The organism is Paraclostridium sp., assembly GCF_051657365.1.
Taxonomy (GTDB): domain Bacteria; phylum Bacillota; class Clostridia; order Peptostreptococcales; family Peptostreptococcaceae; genus Paraclostridium.
In genome coordinates this window covers 1-18,929 of sequence record NZ_JBOFKN010000136.1, presented here as the reverse complement: position 1 = coordinate 18,929, position 18,929 = coordinate 1, and the positions used below count along the sequence as shown (strand labels likewise).

Here is an 18,929-nt window from a genome sequence, read left to right as displayed (position 1 = left end):
AATATCTATCACTATTATCACAACCTCTTAATTACATATTTTATATCTATTTTTAGTACAATCTATTATGTATTGTACTTACCCCATTTTTATACAAAAAAAACTGAACTCTAAAAATTAAAGTCCAGTTTTTATATATATTTATATATTAGATGCATCGCCTAATAAAATATTTTGATTATTTTCAGATTCATTTATAACCTTAGCTGTATATTTCTTAACATTCGCTATTACATACATAACAATGAAAGTTATACTTTCAGATACTAAAACACTCGCCCAAATACCATTTAATCCAAATATTTTTGGTAAAAATATTAAACATATTGGTAAAAATATAATTGATCTAAATAAACATATTAAATTTGAGAATTTTGGTATTTCAATTGCTTGGAAATAAACTAATGTATTTAAGTTTATACTACCAATTATATAAGCTAAACAAGCTATTTTTATACCATGATACCCAAGTTCTGCTATTTTTGGGTCTGTTGTAAATATTCCAACTATATTTCTTCCGAATATATAACATATTAAAGCTGCACTTATACTTACTATAAGTGAACATTTACAGTTTATATCATAGAATTTTAACATTTTTTTAGAATCTCTTCTTCCAAAGTTATAACTGATAAGTGGTTGTGCCCCAAATGTTAATCCTAGTAAAACCATATATATATTTGTAGTTATATAGTTTATTATACTATATGTTGATATTCCTAGTTCTCCCATGAAGTTTGATAAAGCTATATTGTGTAAGAAAACTATAACTGAAAAACTTGCTTGTCCAAAGAATGATGGGAACCCTACGTTTAAAACTTCTTTTATCGTATCTTTATCTAAAGATGTATTTCCAAAGCTTAAAATTCCCTTTTTCTTTAAGAAGTGAGGAAGTAATATAAGAACTGTAACTATTTGTCCAAGTCCTGTAGCTATTGCAGCTCCCTTTATTCCCATAGCTAACGGGAATATAAATACATAGTCTAATATAACATTAGTTATAGCACCTGCTATAGTTGAAACCATTGCAAGTTTTGGTCTATTATCATTTCTAACGAAACTATTAAGCACAATCCCTACTAAGTTAGGTGCACAGAATATTGCATAATACCTAAGATAATCCACTGCTAATGGTTCTAAGTTATCAGTAGCCCCTAACATTCTTACTATTGGTCCAGTAAATATTATACAAATTATACTTGTTATGATACTTATAATTAATAATAACTTAAATACTTGTCTAAATATATCAACTGCTTTTTCTTCATCATCAGCACCCACGTTTTTAGATACTAATGCACCCCCACCTACTGCTAGCATACTTGCTATTCCAAATAATACTACGGTAAAAGGAAGTACTATATTTACAGCTGCTAATGCTGAATCCCCTACACCCTGACCTACAAATATGCCATCTATAACAGTATATAATGACGATATGAACATTGCTAATGATGATGGTATGGCATATCTTAAAAATTCATTAACCATATGATACCTCCTATAAATTTTCCTAAGATAAATTATAAAGTCTATAGTAGGTATAGAGTCAACAGTAATAGCTAATATTTTTTATTTTATAAAAAACAAAAATTCACATCCTATGTAAATGTGAATTTTCATTTTATTTTTGTATATACTTTATTTGTGTGTATCGTCTTTCAATGTAGATAATGTGTATATAGAATATATTCCTGCTAATCCTACTAATGAGAATATAGTTCTACTTATCATTGAATAAGTTCCACCAAATAAATATCCTACAAGATCTAATTCAAATAATCCTACAGAACCCCAGTTGATAGCTCCAATTATAACTAATACTAGTGCTATTTGTTTTAATAACATAATTACACACTCCTTGTGAATGTTTTTGTTTAAGTTATTTTTCCTAAATTTTATTTAAATATTCCATATTTTATAATATTTCTGTAATTTTAATCTAATTAAACTATATGATAGAATAATAAAGTAATAAAAATATAGTTTATTAGGGGGATATATTTATGTTTATTAGAAATGAAAGCATAGTTGATAAAGCAAGATATTCTAAAAAATTACCTAATTTAATTTGGGCTATTATTTTAGCTTTAATATTTTTAAATTTAGGTTCAATCTTAGGTTACCTAATAATTATTCCTTTAACTATGATAGCTAAAACTATTCCTTTTTTCTCATCTAATCAAGATTTACTCATACTATTAGCTTCTTTATTTAGTTTTATAGGTATTTCATTATTAGTGTTTTTCAGAGTTGTAAAAATAGAAAAAAGAAAAATCTCATCTATTGGATTTGCTAAACACAATTGGTTTAAAAAATATATATTAGGGTTTTTAATAGGCTTAGTTTTAATGAGTTTAGTTGTATTAATTCTATATTTATTTGGATTTGTATCTATTAATAAAAATCCAAGCCAACCAGTTGGTAAATTTGCTTTAGCCAATATATTAATATTATTAGTTGGTTGGATAATTCAAGGTGGTACAGAAGAAATTTTAACTAGAGGATGGCTTATGAATGTTTTAAGTGCTAAATATAATATACATATTGGACTTTTAGTTTCATCTGTATTTTTCGCTGCCCTACATTTATTTAATCCTAATATAAATTACATTGCAATTTTAAACATAATACTTGTTGGATATCTATTTGGTTTATATGTATTAAAAACTAATGATTTATGGGGAGCTTGTGGTATCCATAGTGCATGGAACTTTGCACAGGGTAATTTATTTGGTTTTGAAGTTAGTGGATTAAATGTTTCAGTTGGAAGTTTATTTGATTTTAATTTAACTGGTAATAATTTTATATCTGGTGGGTCTTTTGGTCCAGAAGCTGGACTTTGTTCTAGCTTTGTACTTATTTTAGGTATCATGATTATTTTCTTGTTAGATAAAAAAGGTATATTTAAAAAGTATTTTAATAACTAAAACTTAATTTACAAATACTATATATTATTTTCTGCTTAGGAGGAACTTATGTTAGAAGAATTAATGACTAAATACATCCCTGTTCTAGTTAGTATTTTTGAACTTATGGGTGTAATAGTTATAACAATAGGTGCATTTACAGCTTTTTATTTTTATTTAAGACAAGTTATTTTCAAAAAACAAATTGGATTTAAACATCAATTTGCAACTGCTATGGCAACAGGCTTAGAATTCAAATTAGCTGCTGAAATTTTAAAAACTGTGCTAGTTAAAACTCTAGATGAGTTGGTGATACTAGGTGCAGTATTTTTGCTTAGAGTTCTTATGACCTTCGTTATTCAGTGGGAAATAAAACAAGGTAACAGTGAAAACGCTGTGAAAAAAAATATTAAAGAGTAATCTTATGACTTCAATAAAGGGAAACTAAGTTGATATATATAAATTTATCAATTTAGTTTCCCTTTATTTTTCATTGACCTTTTTTTATTAATTTGTCTAGCTCATTTATTTTATTTATATATATTTTCCTATTTATATAATAAGTTATAAAACATATTATTGTATATTCTATCATAAAAGATACATAGTTACTTCTAATTCCAATTAACGCTGCTAATATATAAATAATTTGGCCTATTGCTCCGTATTGTATAAATAATATAAGCTTATAATTTTTTTCTCCAAATCTTTTTGTTAGCTTAGGATAAAGCACAGCCCCTACATATGCAAATAAAAAACTTATACCTATCCCTAAAATTAAAACCATAGCAGTTTTCTTATCGGACGTTAGTATACATCCTACTATAAATAATATTAACGATTGTGATAGTATCATGTAAAATTGAGATGTTGATTTTCCCATCAATTGTATACCTCCTCTATAGATTTTTTAAAATCTTTAAAGTAACTTCTATTAACTAATTGCTTATAGCCATTTGTAAGTAATACTTGAAATCTCATATTTGAATGATAATTTATTTCTTGGATATGATTTATATTTATGATTATACTTTTACTTACCTTTACAAAGTAATTTCTACTGATTAGAATATCTTCTAACTTCTTCATAGATGTTTTTATAACTAATAATTCATTATCTATAGTAGTAAAACAAACATCTCTTCCATAAGTTTCAAAGTAAATTACATCTTTATCATCTACTTTTATATCTTTGTTTTCATCTATATTTTTTCCCATTATGTTAGATTTTTTATATAAAATTAAATCTTTTATATAAGTATAATCACTAAAATTTTCATTTGTTGTTATTATATTTACATTTGTTTCGCCTAATAAATCATCTATTATATGGTTTATTTTCATTCGTATACTCCTTCTTTCCCATAAACTGCATTATTCTATATCCATCACTAAAGCAACCTTTATACGGATAATAATTGTATTTCATAGGAATTATAGTCATAAAAAAATTACCAAAGCTATACCAAAACAATGCATTTAATATTAATATTTCTGTATGATTTAAATTTGCTTTATATAAAGTTATAAACATTAATACAGATATTCCTAGTGATGCTAATGGTCCTCCAGCAAATATCAATATATTTTTCAAATTACTACCTGCCATTTTGTATGGTGCAAATCCCCTAGATAATCCAAGTATACTTTTATATCCGTTAAATGTTATTCGTAATCTTTTTAACTTAATCTGTTTATTTAAATTAGAGTCCCCTATAATTATGCCAACCTCTCCATTGCAAAACAATAGTGCCATTGTTACATGTCCTAATTCATGTATTATTGTTAATATTGGCATTCCTATAATATATACAACTACATAAATTATCATCCTAATCATTAGCATTTTTATTTCCATGTTTTATCTCCTTTTCAAATTTTATTACTTAATTTAATTGTATTAATGTTTTTAATTTTTTCTACATGGAAATCATCTTCTTGCAAATAAATTTGCAATTGTTGCAAAAAAAGCCCATATTAATAAAATGAGCTTTGATTTATTCACATATTTATTTTAACTTTATAGCTTTGGTTGCAATATACGTATCTATGTAATTATCTAATGTATCGCCTTCGCATTTATCTTCATAAAAACCAGCAATTACAAATCCAGCATCTATTTGCCCTCCAATTTGACTTTGTAATGAATGTCCAAATTCCAGAGGCTCATTATTTCTGATAAATTCATCTAAAATTTCTTTTGGCAGTTGTTTTATATCTGAATATGGTATAGAATTTTTAACTACTAAATTATTATGTTCCTCCCACTCATAGTAATCAAATATATATCTTATAGGGTTAGCAAATCCAGAAATTAAAACTCCACCTGTCTTTAAAACTCTATAACATTCATTCCATGTTTTTTCTATATTATTTATAAAACTATTTGATACGGGATGAAATATAAAATCAAATTTATCATTTTCAAATCGAGATAAATCTCTCATATCCCCTTGTTCTAAATTTATTTCTAAATTATCTCTTTTAGCTACCATTTCATCTTTTGAAAGTTGTGCATTACTATTGTCAAATACAGTAACTTCAGCTCCTAATGCTGCAAATATAGGTCCTTGCTGTCCACCGCCTGAAGCTAGACAAAGTACTTTACTTCCTGATATATTATCTAACCATATTTTAGGAACTAATTTTGTAGGAGTTAATAACAATTTATACTCTCCATTTTTAACTTTATTTAATTCATCTGAACTTATAGGTATCGTCCACTTATTCTCCTTTTCAACTTCATTATCCCATGCAGTTCTATTATGCTTTAATACATCCATATCTTCACCCCTGATTTTATTATTTAACTATAGCTTCTACAACTTTACTATCTGTTCCTCTTATTTAGATATCATTTATTTAATATATTTTCATTTGTTTTTTCCTAATAAAAATACCATGTATCGTAATTTAACGACACATGGCATTAGTCCCAATTTTTAATAGAATCTTCGTAATAGTTTATAAGTTTAGGATGAGATAACGTGTTAGTATCAATACTTTTAATATCTATTCTTTCATCTTCTCCAAAATTAAATATACTTTCAATAGAATCCTTATTTAAAAATTTTGTTTCTATCTTTATTTTTATATCAGCTGTATCTATATTGTTTCTTGTGCATAAATTAAATCCCCAATCTCCAAATGAAGGCACTTGCACATGATATGGATACACATTAAATCCTTCCGATTTTAATGTCTTATTTATACTCCAAAACGCTTTTTTAGCATAATAAGGGCTAGTTGATTGAACTGTCATAACTCCATTTGGACTTAATACATTTTGGCATAGCCTATAAAATACATTTGTATATAACTTATTTAAACTATCATTATTAGGATCAGGTAAATCAACTACAATAACATCATAATTATCTTTAGTATTTTCTAAAAACTCAAAAGCATCTTCATAAACTAGCTTAACCTTATTATTTGACAAAGAATTGTGATTAATATCAGTTACTAGTGGGTTAGTTTTACATATATCAACCATCTCTTTATCAATATCAACTAATGTAATATTTTTAACATCATCATATTTTAAAAGTTCACGAACAGCAAGCCCATCTCCTCCTCCAAGTATAAGTATATTTTCATGACTTTTACTTGCTCCCATAGGTATATGAACGATTGCTTCGTGATATCTATATTCGTCTTTTTCTGAAAACTGTATATTACCATTTAAATAAAGTCTTAGGTCATCTTTATGTTTTGTCATAACAATTTTTTGATACTTAGTTTGTGTAGATAATATCACTCTATCACGGTACAGTGAATTTTCAATACTACGAGATATATTTTCAGAAAAAACTATTCCAAAGAACATAAATACAACAGCTATATAAGAAATAGTTTTAAATATATTTATATTTTTTATATAATCCTTGTATTTATGCATAATTACTATGGATATAACTATATTTATAGTTCCTACTAAAAATGACGTAGAAAAATATCCTAGTGTCGGTAATAAAAATAGTGGAAATGCTAATGATCCAATAAGCCCACCTATATAATCAAAGCTAAATACATTCGATAATGTAACTCTTAAATTATCACAGTTTTCTTCTATGATTCTGGTAAGTATGGGAATTTCAAGTCCTACTAATGTTCCAATTAATATTATTTGTATGTACATAATAAGTTCATTAGATGATATATATATATTAGATAAAAATAAAACTAACGAAGATATTCCACCTATAATACCAACCGCTATTTCTACAAATATAAAAAAATCAAATAAATTTTTCTTTATGTATTTTGAAAGATGAGATCCAAATCCCATAGCACACATATATAACCCTATAGTTATAGAAAATTGTTTTATACTATCCCCTAATAAATATGATCCTACAGCACTTATAAGAAGTTCATAAACTATTGAACACCCTGATATTATAAGAGTTGTAAACATCAAAAATTTGTAATTAAATTTTAGACTTCTCACTACTGTATAGCTCCACTAATTAATATAGAAAGTCCTATGAAAATTCCAGAAATCATAACCCCAGCTGCTGTATTTCCATTTCCTATTTCTTCATTTAAATTATATTTTTTATTAAATACTAACATAGATATATAACCTAAGATACAAAGAGCGATACCTAGTATAAAGTAACTTACTGTTGATGTTAAGTCTTGTAAAATCGTAATATTTGCGTTTTGTATAGTTGGTGATGCTATTACACTTCTTAAAAGTATTCCCACCGATATAAATGAAGCTGCACTAATACACCCTACAGCTGTGTTTCCTTTTTTTATTTCAGTTGGAAAGTGACATGGTATTACCAAATCCACTAAAAAATTTCCTATTAACATAAGTATAAACCCTACTATTGAGTAGGTTATTGTTCCTAAAATATCTATCATATATGTCCCCTTAAATTATTATTTTCCACTGCTTAAACCTCCACCTGATGAAGAACGTGAAGATACACTTGACTGTTTTATACTCGATCCAGATGATTTTAATTGTGTGTGTTTATCACTTGATTTTTTATTTACTTTATTTCCTGTATACCCTGAATATGGTGATACTCTATTTTTATATCTATTAGAATCATTAAGATATCCAAAAGTATAATAAAAATCTCTATAATACATATTCGATGATCTATAATTATAATTATATAAGTCGTTGTTGCTTGTATATACATATTCTCTAGGAGATATTTGTATATAAGTTTTATTATCTTTTCCTATATAAACTAGAGCATATTCATATTTTGTAAGTATTGCCACACTATATTTATCTTTTGAACTTTGAATATCTTCTATCCTATCGCCTGATGCATTTAAGATAAATTCTGCAGTTTTATCCATAGACATTTTTGTATAATAAACATCTGCCTTTAACTTACTATCTGTATCTGAAGTTATAGAAGTATAATATATATAACTAGAATCTTCTTTTAAATAATTTGCAATAAAATGTCTATTTGATAAATTTGAGTATATAAGCAAAAATATAATAGGTATTAAAAGTAGCAAAATATACTTTAGATAAGGTATTTTTTTCTGCTTTTTATTAAAAAAATTACAATATTTATTATCTTCCTTTGTATCTTTTATTTCTATGTGTTCTTTTCTTATAGGTATACTCTCCCTATAGCAAATTTCATCTTGCCAAGTTTCTACAGAAAAATTTTTTTCAGAGGCATAGTTTTTAATTTTTTTAAACTTAACACTTTCGTGTAAATCTATAATGTAATTTTTAGAATCTATCACAACTATTTGACCTATATCTAATCGCCTCAATCCAACACTATTCATTAATTCACCTCTTTTCTTTTTGTAAATTTCTACCAAAATTCTATTAATATTATATCATTTTGCACCATTCATTTTGTTAAGATTTAGATACAAAATTATTTACTAAAAAATATGAGCTATCATTAGATAGCCCATATTAAAAATTAATTTTTACTTGTTTTATTTTATCTATAACAAAATCTATATCATTGTAATTATGAGTTGCCATCAATGTTGCTCTAAGTATTGCTTTTCCTTTTTTTACAGTAGGGTACCTTATAGCAGGTATAAATATTCCCAATTCTAATAAGCTATCGCTAATTTTAACTGCTAATTCTTCATTTCCTATAAGTATAGGAACTATTGGAGTTGGAGTTTTTACATCAAAACCTATTTTTTTTAATCTTTCGCAGAAATATACAACATTATTATTTAACTTTTTCACTAATTGTGGATTATTTTCAATAATTTCTATACTTTTTAGAGATGCTCCTATAACCGCTGGAGATAGTGCTGTTGAAAAAATAAAACTTCTAGCTCTATTTTTTAAAAACTCTATGATTTCTTTATTTGCGCAGACAAACCCACCTTCACTGCCTATGGCTTTGCTTAAAGTACCTATTGTTATGTCTATATCTTTTGTATTAAAGTACTCTCCACTACCTCTACCTAAATTTCCAACTACACCTGTAGCATGTGCATCATCTACAATAGTTAACAGTTTATATCTTTTAGCTAGAATAATAATTTTATCTATAAGTGCTATATCCCCATCCATACTGAATACACTATCTGTCACTATAACTCCATATTTAGAATTTTTTTGTTTAATCTTATTTTCTAAATCCTTAATATCATTGTGTTTATACACAACTATTTTTGCCTTTGCAAGTCTAGCTCCATCAATTATACTTGCATGGTTCAATTCGTCACTAAATATAGTATAGTTTTCATCACATATTGCAGATATAACCCCTATATTTGCCATATATCCATTATTAAAGATTAAACAATCTTCGCTACCTTTAAATTCAGCTATTTTTTCTTCTAATTTTCTATGTAAATCATAACTTCCTGTGGTAAGCCTCGATCCTCCTGATCCTAATCCATAATTATTTATAGCTTGTATAGCTGCTTTTTTTACTTCTTCATTATTAGCTAAGCCTAGATAATTATTTGATGACATTAATAAAACATTTTTCCCATTTATAACTGTGGTTTTATCTTGTGGTTTAGTTAAATATTTTATTTCTCTACTTAAATTTTTTTCTTTTATATCACTTAATCTATGGTTTATATCCCTCATTATTACTTACCTCTATCTTAATTTAATAATTTGCTTGTCATTTATATAGTCTTCATAGTCTATATCTTCATTTATTTTTAAATCATTTTTTATAATAACTTTTTGATTTTGTAAATAATTTATACATCTATCAATATTTTCTTTTGAAGAATCATATAAAAATATTCTACCACCTGTATTATCTCCAACCTCTTTTAAATGTGTAAATCTAACATATCCATACTTTTTAGATGCTAAATATCCAGCTGTATACTCCGGATCATCTGAGTAACAAAGTTCACCTATTATTTCATTGCAACTAATCACCTTGCTTGCTAATGTTAATGCTTCTATAAAGTGAGCATTATTTTTACTTTGCTTTGTAAGTGAGTTTATATCACTGCCTTCAAAATCCATGTAAGTAGCTCTTATACCTCTTTCTTTATCTTTTTCTAGTCTTTCAAACGTATTAATATCTAAAAGTATAGCTCCTCTCATATTAGAATTTACTTTAATTAAATTAATTATATAATTACTCTTTTTTTCATTTATCCCTAAATTTAAAAGCATCTTCTTAACTGCTTTAAATCCGTCTAAGTGATTTTTAACATTTATAGTCGTTACAGGAATAGGATCTATATATTTAATTGATTCTTTGTCTACTTCTTCTAATTTTATATTTATAGAGTTAGCTTTTCCCTTAGTATGATTTAAAGCTCTTCTTATAAGCAGATTTACTGCTTTTTCTAAATCAGCTTCATTAACTATACTTTCAGCACCTGATATATGCTTTGATATTCCTTTTATAGATTTTGAGGATCTCATTTTTATACTATATAGATTCATAGTTATTTTTCACTCCTATATCATCTTTCTTTAATTTATTTGCGATAAAATCCTTATATGGAGTTTTTATAGTTATATTTTTTATTAACTTAAATATTACATATGATGATATTGCAGTATAAAGCATGCCTACAGATGCTGCTATTATTAGTGCTTTAAATGCCGTTCCCGTTATAAAACTCATAACTATTCTTCCAGCAAAAGTACCCACTGGTCCAGCTAATGTAACTACTATTATGCTAGTTCCAAGCATACCAATTAATCCCCCTCCCACTATTCTAAATGTCATAGAAATTATTACATTCAAAATAGTATGAGTTCCCATTAAAACATTTATAAAACTTGCTATTATTCCTGAAAATATATATCTTTTAAACCCAAATGTTGCACAAATACCTATTGCTATAGGTGCTGACATTTGAAACTCTGTTCCTGGTATTATTCCAGGTAACTTAAATATTCCCGATATCGCGATTATTACAGATAATAATGATATTAAAGTTAATTCTCTAGTTTTATTATTATTCATTTTAGTAAACCTCCTTTTTATTATTGGTTAACATTATCATTTTAATAATATATCTATATCTAAGTTTTTGTCAACCAATCACTTTGTAAAAGTTTACATCAATGCAAAAAAATAGCTTAGAATAACCATTTTAATTAAAATGTTATTCTAAGCTATACCATTTACATACTTTACTTTATATTTATTAACTTTTCATAACAATAAAAAGTCTTTTCTTTTCCTAAAAATTTAACTTCTCCTATAAATTTATATCCACATTTTTTAAATAAGGAATTCATTTTAGTATTTATTGAATATGTATCTGTTTTTAAATATTTCATATTATTTTCTAAAGCTAAATCATCTGCAAACTTCATAAGACTACTTCCTATTCCCAGCTTTCTTTTTGATGACTTAACCGCCATTCTATGTACGATCATAGCTTCTTCATCTAATGTCCATGATAAATCATTATATTCTTTAGCTTCTATCTTATTTATACATATAAATCCAACTATCTGATTCTCTCTTTCATATACATATAAATCTTCTTTCTCTATATCATTTATAAAATCTTCTTCTGCAGGATAATTTGCATCCCACTGTGTATTATTATAATCTTTCATCTCCTTAACAGTTTCTTTAATTATCCCCATAATTTCTTTCATATCATTAATAGTAGCTTTTCTTATCATCGTAACTTAAATCCCCCTAAAGATGTTTTTCTAAATATTCTAACATTTACTAATTGAAACTTCAATATATGTAATTCATAACTATAATTTCATTATAAATACTTCTATTAATTTTAATAAGTTTTTCATTTGATACTTATAATTTTGTAATATTTCATTTGAAGTTAGTTAAAACTAAAAAAGTAAAATATAGGTGAGGTGTAGATATGAATATTAAATACAAGTTATTATTATGCATAATTTTCTACGTTGTAATTATTAATATAAATACTGTTTATGGTTTAGAAAAAACACCTGAGTATATTTATGGTATTAATAATTTATTATTAATTGGAGTTAAAGACAATAACACTAATAATAAATCTCCATTTTATTCAACAACTATTTTAACCATAGATTCAATAAATAAAAATCTTAGATTAACTTCACTTTCTAAAGATACTTTAGTAAATATACCTACTATAGGTCAAGGAAGTTTAAGTGAATCTTATTTATATGGAAAAGAAAGCTTGCTAATTGAAACCATTGAAAATAATTTTCATATAAATATAGATAATTATGTGGTTATAAATAAAGTTGCACTTGTTAGAATTATAAATTCTATTGGTGGAATAAATTTTGATGATGTTTATTTAGACGGAGTCAATACACTCAATATGATAAGTAAATACAATAAATCTAATATCTTTTTACAAGAAAAAATCCAAAGAAATCTTATTCAATCAATGCTATATAGTTTTTCAAAATTACCTTTTATAAACTACCCTGGGGTTATAGCTGCCACATTTCCCTATGTTAGGGTAAATATAACACCTTATAAAATGTTAAGTCTTGGTTTTACCGCTCTTAGCCTTAAAAATTATACAGCCACACAACTTCAGTTTCCCATACCAAAACACAGCTCCTATACTACTATAAGCGGTGAATATTATCTTAATTGGAATGAAAATTTATGTTTACCTATCTTATCCAATTTTATATATAATAAATAAAACTAAAAAGGTACTTTCAATCGTGAAAGTACCTTTAACAATTTATTGTGTATCCTAAAAATAAACAAGCATCATTATTAGAAATACTATCCCATATATTAAATAAATTTTCATGTAAATATTTATATGAATAAGTTTTATATAATTTTGAATATGCTAGAATAATCCCCCACTGATACGTTCTATATACATTATTTGGATCTATATACAGTTTTACGTAAGCCTTGTTATAATGCATATATTCTTTCTTTAATGACTTCTTTAACTCTTTTAATATTTTCTTTGCTTCTTTAGGTTTTCCTTTTGATATAAGTTCCATTCCTTCGTTAGATTTCAAAATATAGTAGTTGATATTTTTCACAATATCTTCTTCTGAAACTACTTCTTTATCAAATTCTAAAACTATACTTTGCTTTAACATATAACGTCACCTCTATATATATTTCTTCAAAGCTAGTCAAATTCCTTTATTTAATTTTACGCCATACACCAGTAGTTAAAAACTCCTTAGCACTACTATTAGCTTTTTCCACTAAATCTTTATCATATCCAATAAATCCTAATAATTTTATTGCATTTCTAGTTTGTGCTCGTCCAGATTGAAGTTTATAATCAAATTTTATATCATCATCCGTTATAGTTTCTTCAAAGTGATAATTATCAAATATATCTTCAAGTATATAAGTAAGTTCTACATCATGAGTTGCTGCAAAACATATAGTATTATCCATTCCTATATTGTTTAAAACTTCACTTGAAGATGCAATTCTTTCAATAGTATTTGTACCTCTAAGTATTTCATCAACAAAACATAAACATGGTACTTCAGTATTTATACTTTCAAGTATCCTTTTTAAAGATTTAATTTCTACTATGTAATAACTTTCGCTACTATGTATATCATCTTTTAACGCCATTGATGTATATATACTAAAGTATGAAGAATCATAGGATCTTGCAAAGCATGTATATATAGTTTGTGCTAGTATTGAATTTATAGCTATAGTTTTTATAAATGTAGATTTCCCTGAGGCATTAGATCCTGTAAGTAATACCCCTCTTGAAAAACTTCCACTATTTAATACCGGCTTTTTTATAAGTGGATGATATATATCTTCAAATGCTATATGATTCTCTTCTTTTATATTTGATTTGCTTAGTATTGGTTTTGTAAAAAACTCAAGGCTATCTCTAAAAGATGCTATAGCTATTAATGCATCTATCATTCCTACATATTCATATATAGCTTTTAAATCTTCTTTATTTTTTATAATAGTATTTTTAACTTTCTCATAAGTTATTAATTCTCTTAAAAATACTAAGTTTGAATACTCTGAAAACACATCCATATCTGACATTATAGCTTTGGATTCATTTCCAACATTTTTTCTTTTTATATGTTTGACATTTTCTAGATTTAATTCTACACCATCAATATTATCTTCTATTTCTTTAATATTGCTTTCTTTTAATTTGTTAGCTGTATTAATAATCGATATCATATATCCAAAACCACCAGCTTCATAATGTCCTATTTTATTACGCTGGCTTATAAATACATTTAGTACTATAATCCCTATGGTTATAATTAAAAATAGTGGATTTATAAATATTAATAATATACTAATACTTGGAAGCCATGCTAGTATTCTGTATTTTAATAGCTTACTTTCGCTATTATCAGCTTCATTAAATAAACAATTAGTTACATATAGTTCGTCACTTTTACCTAGTTTTCCTAAAATAAACTGTATAGCTTGTCGTTCTTTTTCATGGGTTCTAAAGTAATCTATAACCTTATCTCTTTTTATTAAAATATCATTATTGTACAACGGATTTCTTAGTATATCATACAATACCTCTTGTCCTGCACTACATTGAGTATTATTTATTTTTTTTAATACATCATCCATGCTTAAATCATTCCATGTTATATCGTCTATTGTATTTTCTTTATTTTTATTTCTAAAGTAACTTGATACATTATTCATTTTTAACATAACTTCATCTAAGTTTATTTCTTTTCCATAATTTTCTATTATATTAAGTTTTATATATTTTATCCTTTTCCTATTTTCAAAAACAACAAATGCCTGTCCTATGACTACTATTGATATTACACCTACTATAATTTTAAAAATCTCATTCATTTTTTTCTCCCATTTTAATTATTATTTATATAAATTTATAATTTTTATCCATTCAAAATTTTATCTATTGTATTTATTTTGTAAATTCATTATCTCTGACAATATATTTATAAAACGCTCATCAGATTTTATTTTTTCAAAATCCTTTTTTAAATCCATTATTATCATGGCATACGCATCATATGCATTTGTATCTACATCAATAGATTCTAATCTATCAAAACACCACTTACTATTTGGATTTATAAATTCATTTAGGTTATATTCTGTAATAATATCCATCATTTTATTTAAATATTTTATACATTCTTCTTCATTTCCTTTTTGTAGTTGTATATGTGCTAAACTCATATAACTAGTGTGTGCCATTCTTTCTTCTTCAAATATTTTTTTAATTGCTATAGATAATTCAAAATACTTTTCAGCTTTATCAAAATCAATATATTTCAAATCTTTTTCATCATCATATTTGTAATAATTAGATCCTAATGCTAAAGATGCTCCTATAGCTTCTATAAGTGCATTTTGTAAATTTTCCTGCATTAATTTTCTTGCTTCCTCTATTTTTCCTTGTTGCGTATATATAATTGGAAGTACTATATTGGGATTACAAGTTGGCTTATATATTTTTTTTATAGTTTCCTCAGCTTTATCAGCCTCTTCTTTTAGCAAATATTGAGAACTTAATAAAGTTAATGATGCTTCCTTAACTTCCATGTCATTAGTATTTTTAATGCTATTTTCTAATACCCTTATACTCTCTTCTAATAATTTTAATTTCAAATTTTCATCATTAGATTTTACATAAATTAATGTATGAAGTCCTATTAATCCATAATGTAATTTGTAATTAGATGGATATCTTTTCATATACCTTCCATATAAATTTAAATATCCATCTATATCTGATTTTACAATCAATATTTCACATTCTTTAACTATTTCAATTATTTCAATATCATCTAAGTCTGGTTTATAATTTAGTAAATTATCTATAGTAACTTCAAATAAATTAGCTAGTATTGGCAATGTAGTTATATCTGGATAACTTATTCCACTTTCCCACTTTGATATAGCTGGTATGGATACCCCTACATATTTTGCTAAATCATCTTGAGTCATTGCTTTATCTCTTCTAAGTCTTCTTATTGTATCTCCTATTTTCAAGTTCTCCACCTAGACTCCCCCTTATGCTATTATATAATTAGTATATATTACCTTTTTTAAATAAACAATTTACTAAAAATTAACTTTTAGTAAAATTTTTTAATTTTTAGTTAATTTTTACAACAAAAAAGATTAAATCTATTTACTATAAATTTAATCTTTTCTAAAAAAATAATATTTTATATTAATGCAATTAATGCTTTTATTTTAATTTATCTGTTATATCAATATATTTAGGAATATAATCATCAAATATTTTTCCTCTTATAACTTTTCCACCTTTTGTTAAATCAAATTCTCTACAGTCTATCTTTTTTATATTCATATTATAATAATCTTTAAAATATAGCGTAAAGTTATTTAAATCTTTAGCTAAAACTATTTGTGTCATTTCACATATATCATCTTCATCTGTTAAAATCAACTTTTCTCTACCTATCATATCAATTTCTTTTTTTCCAGCTTTATGTCTACAAGTTCCAGGTACAATATCAAATGAGTTTAATATACGAAAAGCCATGCTAACAGCTTCTTCATTATTTATACATTTTACTGCACATACTTGATTAAATGTTGCTCTTATAAATCTTGATGGAGGTGTCATATCTCCAGGAAGTCCTAATTGGCCACTTCCTTGCCCTGTCTGATATAAAACATCACCATTAAAATCTATTTTTTCAACATTATATGGTGATAAATTAATATAATTTTTATAGTTAGTTTCATGAAAACTAAAACTTGGACTATTAGTCATAACCCCAACTTTATTGTCATATACAAATATTTTTGCTCTTTCGATTTCTACAACTATACATCCACCATTTTTATCATTTATTTGAAAATGAAATGGACTTGGTTCTCCATGTATACTTTCTCCACATATAACTATATTTTTTAATCCTTCTTTAACTTCGTCTACAGTTTTGAATAATCCTAAAATATAATTTGGAAAAGTTAAGTTTGTTACTGCTATATCATAATTTTCAGTAGTTTGATATTTTGCATAATTAGGGAAATATAATCCTTGAACAGATAAACCTTCTTCATTCATACCATCTAGAGCTATACCTTCAGGTGTTAAAATCCCACCATCCAATCCAATAAATCCATACTTATTTTCCCACTCTAACCCTTTATTTTCTTCTGTACAAAATCCTCTTTGCTTAGTATTTCTTGATATAGTAAATATATTGCTATTTATAAATATTCCAAATTCATTAGTTCTTGCTGCAATATACCCATCTGCATATTTAACTGTAATATTTGTACACATAGTGACACCATCCTAAAATTATTATTTATAGATTAATTTACCCAATTTTTATAAATAATAACTTAACTATTTTAACTTATATTAGTTTTAATTTTATATTAAATCTTGTTCCTAAATTTTCTTTACTATATAATCTTATTTCACCATCATGTAATTTAATTATTTTTTGAGTTATAGTAAGTCCTAACCCACTTCCTCCATCTGTTTTTCTAGAATTATCAACTCTTACAAATTCTTCAAAAATAGTAGTTGATAAATTTTCTGAAATTCCAATTCCATTATCTTCTATACATATAAACGCATAATTATTTTGTTTTGTTAAAATAATTTTAAGAGTCGTCCCTCTTTTATTATATTTTAACGCATTAGTTATGAGATTACTTATAGCTCTTTCCATTTCCTTAGTATCTATCATTGAGTATATACCATACTCCGGTATTTCTACATCTAAAATAAATCCAGCTTCTTCTATATCTATATAATATAGAGCTGCTATCATTCTTAAAAACTCGCTTAAATCACATTTTTTCAAGTCTAATTTATATTCTGGACTATCTAATTTCGAAAACATAAATAGTTCATCTACTAAATAATTTATCCTATTAGTTTTTTTGTATATATAATTTAAGTATATTTTTCTTTCTTCTTCATCCGTTACTATTCCCTCTGAGACAGCTTTTGAATAGCCTAATATAGATGTTATAGGAGTTTTTATATCATGTGAAATATCTCTTATAATCCTTTTTTTGCTATCTTCAGCACGTATTTTTTCTTCCTCTGCTTTTTCTAATTTCTTAACCGTATTATTAAATGATTCTTTTATTCTATTAAATTCCCTATATGAGTTAAAGTTAACTTCTATATCTGAGTAACCGTCACTCATCTTATTAATTTCTGTTTCCAATATTTTAAGTGGCTTTGATAATTTTCTTATTGATATTATATATATTAATATAAATACAGTAATCATACATAATATAATCAATATTATATTTGCAAAGAAATATAACCTTACATTTGTAACTATATTCGAACTCTTACTTATTTTATAATCATACCCTGGAATCTTTACTATATAAGTACTATCCTTAACTTGATATGCTCTAGATTCATAATTTTCATTACTATTTTTATTAATCAATGAATTTATTGAGTAATACATTATATTATCTTTTTTATCTCCTATAACATTAACTATCTTACTATCTTTTACTTCTTCTACCCATCCACCTTCATCTATTATTTTTGAAATTTCTATATCATTATAATTATCTTTAAGTAAATAATCATAATGATTTTTATTTAAATTTATATTATTTTGATTAAAAATACTAACCATCTGTATTG

Annotated in this window: 21 protein-coding genes; 3 read left to right on the top strand and 18 right to left on the bottom strand. The window is 25.5% G+C overall.

Translation table 11 applies throughout. The features are described from left to right. Positions 1 to 141: 141 nt before the first annotated feature. Together ACRCYC_RS09835 and ACRCYC_RS09830 are read right to left on the bottom strand one after the other, a co-directional pair. Positions 142 to 1,491, bottom strand: a complete 1,350-nt coding sequence (locus tag ACRCYC_RS09835) for an MATE family efflux transporter (RefSeq protein ID WP_438618974.1) — start codon at positions 1,489 to 1,491, stop codon at positions 142 to 144. A 150-nt stretch (positions 1,492 to 1,641) separates the two neighbouring features. Further along, on the bottom strand, positions 1,642 to 1,848 hold the full coding sequence (locus tag ACRCYC_RS09830) for a DUF378 domain-containing protein (protein ID WP_438618973.1): 207 nt from the start codon (positions 1,846 to 1,848) through the stop codon (positions 1,642 to 1,644). Between the two features lie 158 nt (positions 1,849 to 2,006). On the opposite strand from ACRCYC_RS09830, the gene ACRCYC_RS09825 reads away from it, so the two are divergent. Further along, entirely contained in the window at positions 2,007 to 2,930 is a 924-nt protein-coding gene (locus ACRCYC_RS09825) for a lysostaphin resistance A-like protein (RefSeq protein ID WP_438618972.1), read from the top strand. A 48-nt stretch (positions 2,931 to 2,978) separates the two neighbouring features. Beyond that, positions 2,979 to 3,329 carry a DUF1622 domain-containing protein gene (locus ACRCYC_RS09820; protein ID WP_438618971.1) on the top strand — a complete coding sequence of 117 codons (351 nt, stop codon included), beginning with the start codon at positions 2,979 to 2,981 and terminating at the stop codon, positions 3,327 to 3,329. A 70-nt stretch (positions 3,330 to 3,399) separates the two neighbouring features. Here ACRCYC_RS09820 and ACRCYC_RS09815 read toward each other — a convergent pair whose 3' ends face one another. From ACRCYC_RS09815 to ACRCYC_RS09765, 11 genes are all read right to left on the bottom strand, one after another. Next, positions 3,400 to 3,795: a hypothetical protein gene (locus tag ACRCYC_RS09815; RefSeq protein WP_438618970.1), complete on the bottom strand. Its 396-nt coding sequence runs from the start codon at positions 3,793 to 3,795 to the stop codon at positions 3,400 to 3,402. Next, on the bottom strand, positions 3,792 to 4,253 hold the full coding sequence (locus tag ACRCYC_RS09810) for a LytTR family DNA-binding domain-containing protein (RefSeq protein WP_438618969.1): 462 nt from the start codon (positions 4,251 to 4,253) through the stop codon (positions 3,792 to 3,794). The genes ACRCYC_RS09815 and ACRCYC_RS09810 overlap by 4 nt, the downstream gene beginning before the upstream one ends. After that, positions 4,228 to 4,767, bottom strand: coding sequence for a hypothetical protein (locus ACRCYC_RS09805; RefSeq protein ID WP_438618968.1), 540 nt, complete (start codon positions 4,765 to 4,767; stop codon positions 4,228 to 4,230). The genes ACRCYC_RS09810 and ACRCYC_RS09805 overlap by 26 nt, the downstream gene beginning before the upstream one ends. A gap of 151 nt (positions 4,768 to 4,918) precedes the next feature. After that, positions 4,919 to 5,692 carry a class I SAM-dependent methyltransferase gene (locus ACRCYC_RS09800; RefSeq protein WP_438618967.1) on the bottom strand — a complete coding sequence of 258 codons (774 nt, stop codon included), beginning with the start codon at positions 5,690 to 5,692 and terminating at the stop codon, positions 4,919 to 4,921. Between the two features lie 146 nt (positions 5,693 to 5,838). Continuing rightward, complete coding sequence (locus ACRCYC_RS09795) at positions 5,839 to 7,332, bottom strand: polyamine aminopropyltransferase (protein ID WP_438618966.1); 1,494 nt, start codon at positions 7,330 to 7,332, stop codon at positions 5,839 to 5,841. Between the two features lie 29 nt (positions 7,333 to 7,361). Next, positions 7,362 to 7,784, bottom strand: coding sequence for a DUF350 domain-containing protein (locus ACRCYC_RS09790; protein ID WP_438618965.1), 423 nt, complete (start codon positions 7,782 to 7,784; stop codon positions 7,362 to 7,364). 18 nt (positions 7,785 to 7,802) lie between these two features. Continuing rightward, on the bottom strand, positions 7,803 to 8,687 hold the full coding sequence (locus ACRCYC_RS09785) for a hypothetical protein (RefSeq protein ID WP_438618964.1): 885 nt from the start codon (positions 8,685 to 8,687) through the stop codon (positions 7,803 to 7,805). A 136-nt stretch (positions 8,688 to 8,823) separates the two neighbouring features. After that, positions 8,824 to 9,972: an 8-amino-7-oxononanoate synthase gene (gene bioF, locus ACRCYC_RS09780; RefSeq protein WP_438618963.1), complete on the bottom strand. Its 1,149-nt coding sequence runs from the start codon at positions 9,970 to 9,972 to the stop codon at positions 8,824 to 8,826. Positions 9,973 to 9,984: 12 nt separating this feature from the next. After that, on the bottom strand, positions 9,985 to 10,797 hold the full coding sequence (locus ACRCYC_RS09775; protein WP_438618962.1) for a 6-carboxyhexanoate--CoA ligase: 813 nt from the start codon (positions 10,795 to 10,797) through the stop codon (positions 9,985 to 9,987). Beyond that, entirely contained in the window at positions 10,784 to 11,326 is a 543-nt protein-coding gene (locus ACRCYC_RS09770; protein WP_438618961.1) for a hypothetical protein, read from the bottom strand. Before ACRCYC_RS09770 ends, ACRCYC_RS09775 begins: the two co-directional genes overlap by 14 nt. Before the next feature lie 170 nt (positions 11,327 to 11,496). Continuing rightward, the gene (locus tag ACRCYC_RS09765; protein ID WP_438618960.1) at positions 11,497 to 12,000 is read right to left on the bottom strand and encodes a GNAT family N-acetyltransferase; all 504 of its coding nucleotides are present in this window, start codon (positions 11,998 to 12,000) and stop codon (positions 11,497 to 11,499) included. A gap of 206 nt (positions 12,001 to 12,206) precedes the next feature. Here ACRCYC_RS09765 and ACRCYC_RS09760 point away from each other — a divergent pair, with 206 nt between their 5' ends. After that, positions 12,207 to 12,992 carry an LCP family protein gene (locus tag ACRCYC_RS09760; protein ID WP_438618959.1) on the top strand — a complete coding sequence of 262 codons (786 nt, stop codon included), beginning with the start codon at positions 12,207 to 12,209 and terminating at the stop codon, positions 12,990 to 12,992. 34 nt (positions 12,993 to 13,026) lie between these two features. Here ACRCYC_RS09760 and ACRCYC_RS09755 read toward each other — a convergent pair whose 3' ends face one another. The 5 genes from ACRCYC_RS09755 to ACRCYC_RS09735 form a co-directional block, all read right to left on the bottom strand. Next, positions 13,027 to 13,413, bottom strand: coding sequence for a hypothetical protein (locus tag ACRCYC_RS09755; RefSeq protein WP_438618958.1), 387 nt, complete (start codon positions 13,411 to 13,413; stop codon positions 13,027 to 13,029). A 46-nt stretch (positions 13,414 to 13,459) separates the two neighbouring features. After that, entirely contained in the window at positions 13,460 to 15,142 is a 1,683-nt protein-coding gene (locus ACRCYC_RS09750; RefSeq protein ID WP_438618957.1) for a MutS-related protein, read from the bottom strand. A gap of 60 nt (positions 15,143 to 15,202) precedes the next feature. Then, complete coding sequence (locus ACRCYC_RS09745) at positions 15,203 to 16,318, bottom strand: helix-turn-helix domain-containing protein (protein WP_438618956.1); 1,116 nt, start codon at positions 16,316 to 16,318, stop codon at positions 15,203 to 15,205. Between the two features lie 193 nt (positions 16,319 to 16,511). Beyond that, positions 16,512 to 17,582, bottom strand: a complete 1,071-nt coding sequence (locus ACRCYC_RS09740; protein WP_438618955.1) for a linear amide C-N hydrolase — start codon at positions 17,580 to 17,582, stop codon at positions 16,512 to 16,514. Positions 17,583 to 17,658: 76 nt separating this feature from the next. Continuing rightward, a partial coding sequence (locus ACRCYC_RS09735) for an ATP-binding protein (protein ID WP_438618954.1) occupies positions 17,659 to 18,929 on the bottom strand: 1,271 nt, incomplete at its 5' end.

Coding starts and splice junctions, on each gene's coding strand:
- ACRCYC_RS09835 (WP_438618974.1), bottom strand. CDS start 1,491: ATGGTTAATGAATTTTTAAGATATGCCATACCATCATCATTAGCAATG.
- ACRCYC_RS09800 (WP_438618967.1), bottom strand. CDS start 5,692: ATGGATGTATTAAAGCATAATAGAACTGCATGGGATAATGAAGTTGAA.
- ACRCYC_RS09740 (WP_438618955.1), bottom strand. CDS start 17,582: ATGTGTACAAATATTACAGTTAAATATGCAGATGGGTATATTGCAGCA.
- ACRCYC_RS09790 (WP_438618965.1), bottom strand. CDS start 7,784: ATGATAGATATTTTAGGAACAATAACCTACTCAATAGTAGGGTTTATA.
- ACRCYC_RS09820 (WP_438618971.1), top strand. CDS start 2,979: ATGTTAGAAGAATTAATGACTAAATACATCCCTGTTCTAGTTAGTATT.
- ACRCYC_RS09830 (WP_438618973.1), bottom strand. CDS start 1,848: ATGTTATTAAAACAAATAGCACTAGTATTAGTTATAATTGGAGCTATC.
- ACRCYC_RS09770 (WP_438618961.1), bottom strand. CDS start 11,326: ATGAATAATAATAAAACTAGAGAATTAACTTTAATATCATTATTATCT.
- ACRCYC_RS09755 (WP_438618958.1), bottom strand. CDS start 13,413: ATGTTAAAGCAAAGTATAGTTTTAGAATTTGATAAAGAAGTAGTTTCA.
- ACRCYC_RS09805 (WP_438618968.1), bottom strand. CDS start 4,767: ATGGAAATAAAAATGCTAATGATTAGGATGATAATTTATGTAGTTGTA.
- ACRCYC_RS09760 (WP_438618959.1), top strand. CDS start 12,207: ATGAATATTAAATACAAGTTATTATTATGCATAATTTTCTACGTTGTA.
- ACRCYC_RS09765 (WP_438618960.1), bottom strand. CDS start 12,000: ATGATAAGAAAAGCTACTATTAATGATATGAAAGAAATTATGGGGATA.
- bioF (WP_438618963.1), bottom strand. CDS start 9,972: ATGAGGGATATAAACCATAGATTAAGTGATATAAAAGAAAAAAATTTA.
- ACRCYC_RS09810 (WP_438618969.1), bottom strand. CDS start 4,253: ATGAAAATAAACCATATAATAGATGATTTATTAGGCGAAACAAATGTA.
- ACRCYC_RS09785 (WP_438618964.1), bottom strand. CDS start 8,687: ATGAATAGTGTTGGATTGAGGCGATTAGATATAGGTCAAATAGTTGTG.
- ACRCYC_RS09825 (WP_438618972.1), top strand. CDS start 2,007: ATGTTTATTAGAAATGAAAGCATAGTTGATAAAGCAAGATATTCTAAA.
- ACRCYC_RS09750 (WP_438618957.1), bottom strand. CDS start 15,142: ATGAATGAGATTTTTAAAATTATAGTAGGTGTAATATCAATAGTAGTC.
- ACRCYC_RS09775 (WP_438618962.1), bottom strand. CDS start 10,797: ATGAATCTATATAGTATAAAAATGAGATCCTCAAAATCTATAAAAGGA.